This window comes from Paenibacillus sp. 598K (assembly GCF_003851045.1).
Taxonomy (GTDB): domain Bacteria; phylum Bacillota; class Bacilli; order Paenibacillales; family Paenibacillaceae; genus Paenibacillus_D.
The window spans coordinates 1-2,077 of sequence record NZ_BFBX01000108.1 but is presented as its reverse complement, the minus strand read 5'-3'; the positions used below and the strand labels follow the sequence as shown (position 1 = coordinate 2,077).

Annotated in this window: 2 protein-coding genes; both read left to right on the top strand. The window is 59.8% G+C overall.

Translation table 11 applies throughout. The features are described 5' to 3' along the window. The first annotated feature begins 78 nt into the window (after nucleotides 1–78). On the top strand, nucleotides 79–957 hold the full coding sequence (locus PA598K_RS26815) for an aldose epimerase family protein (protein WP_128659891.1): 879 nt from the start codon (nucleotides 79–81) through the stop codon (nucleotides 955–957). A 105-nt stretch (nucleotides 958–1,062) separates the two neighbouring features. Further along, complete coding sequence (locus PA598K_RS26810) at nucleotides 1,063–1,821, top strand: TspO/MBR family protein (RefSeq protein ID WP_128659890.1); 759 nt, start codon at nucleotides 1,063–1,065, stop codon at nucleotides 1,819–1,821. The last annotated feature ends 256 nt before the right edge of the window (nucleotides 1,822–2,077 follow it).

Below are 2,077 nucleotides of genomic sequence, written 5' to 3'. Positions count from 1 at the left end.
CGTGTCGACCTGCCGCACGATTATGGTATGATGCTTACTGTAACCACTTCTACGCAAACCAAGGAGGCGCCACCCGCTATGACACCCAACGCCGGCTACCAAGTCGTCCGTATCCAGGATACCTATCCGATCTATGAGCTTCGCGACCCTGCGACCGACTCAATCGCTCGCATCTGCCCCGAACGCGGCGGCATCATGACCGAGCTGAATTTGCATGGACAACCTTTGTTCTACCTTGACGAGGCGACGTTCCGCGATCCCTCAGCCAACATCCGTGGCGGCAATCCGATCCTTTTCCCGATCTGCGGACAACTGCCGGGCGGGCAGTACGAATGGAACGGCGTCACCTACCGCATGGCCAATCACGGCGTTGCTCGCGTCCAGCCCTGGGAGGTCGTCTCGACGTCCGAGGAGGGCGAGGCCGCGCTGACGCTCCGTCTGACCAGCAACGAGCAGACGTTGCAGTCCTACCCGTTCGACTTTGAGCTGCGCTTCACCTACCGGCTGCAGGACGGTCGTCTGCGTCTGGAGCAGCAATACGCCAATCGCTCGGACGAGCCGATGCCGATGGTCGCCGGCTTCCACCCGTACTTCGCCACCGAGAGCAAGGCGCTTGTCTATGAGACCGATGCGACGCGCTATCTCGACTACAACGACGGGATCGTCAAGCCGATCGAAGGCGCGATCGACCTCGCAGGACTCGTCGAATCCGTCGCTCTGCTAGATAGCCGCGAGTCGCAGATCGCCTTCCCGCTGTCCGCATCCACCACCGTCAGACTGACCTACAGCGACATCTTCAAGTACGTCGTGCTCTGGAGCGTCGAGGGCAAGCCCTTCGTCTGCGTCGAGCCCTGGATGGCCAAAAACGAAGAGCTGATCGTCAGGGACGAGCTACCGTTGGTACAGCCTGGCGAGACGCTTGAGGCGCAGCTCACCTTTGCTTGCGAGCGCCGCTAGCGGAACGTTTGAATAAATGGACAACAGGTGAATATAGTAGCATACGAAACCACCACCCGCCCTGGTTGCCGCACCGGCAACGGTCGGAACCGAGGAGGAAGTCGCATGCGAGCCCATCCTTACCGCCTGTTGAACATCATCGCGCTGCTCGTCGTCATCATCGTCAATGCGCTGGCCAACCTGCTGCCGATCGCAGGCAAGACAACCGGCGAGTTGTCGGATCAATATCCGGTACTGATCACGCCCGCCGGTTACGTCTTCTCGATCTGGAGTCTCATCTATCTGCTGCTGGCTGGCTTCGTTATCTATCAGGCGATGCCGAGCTATGCCGAGCGTCAGCGCATCAGGCAGATCGGCCCATTGTTCATCCTCACCTGCGTGTTCAACTGCAGTTGGATACTCGTCTGGCATTATGAGCTGCTGCCGCTGTCGGTGCTGATCATGCTGGCGCTGCTCGGGACGCTCATCGTCATCTATACCGGCATCCGTCAGGTGCAGGAGCCGCCGACGCTCGGCGAGCGCCTGTTCGTCTACCTGCCGTTCAGCCTCTATCTCGGCTGGATCAGCGTCGCCACGATCGTCAATGTGACAGTGCTGCTCTACGATCTCGGCTGGGACGGCTTCGGCTGGAGCGCTACGACCTGGACAGCGATCGGCATCGGCGTCACCGTCGTCCTCGCTGCCTTGATCGGCTATCGCTATAGCGATGCGGCGTTCATGCTCGTCTTCGTATGGGCGCTTGTCGGCATCGGCGTCAAGCAGCAGAGCGGCGACAGCACGGTCTCCACAGCCGCCTTCGTCGCCGCCGCTCTCGTCTTCCTCCTCATGCTGGGCATGTTGCTGCGCAAACGACGCGCCTTCTAGCTAGCAGGTTGCGGCTGCTGCTCGGGACACGCGCTTCCGCTTTCGTACATCTCGGCAACAAACCGCGACCACCCGTATGGCCGTTTCGTCGATACTTGTGCGATATTTCGAACAAATCGCGACCCGTACGGCGGTTTCGCCGATACTTGTGCGATATTTCGAACAAATCGAGACCCGTACGACGATTACGTCGATACTTGTGCGATATTTCGAACAACTCGCGACCCGTTACGGCGGTTTCGTCGATACTTGTGCG

Coding starts and splice junctions, on each gene's coding strand:
- PA598K_RS26810 (WP_128659890.1), top strand. CDS start 1,063: ATGCGAGCCCATCCTTACCGCCTGTTGAACATCATCGCGCTGCTCGTC.
- PA598K_RS26815 (WP_128659891.1), top strand. CDS start 79: ATGACACCCAACGCCGGCTACCAAGTCGTCCGTATCCAGGATACCTAT.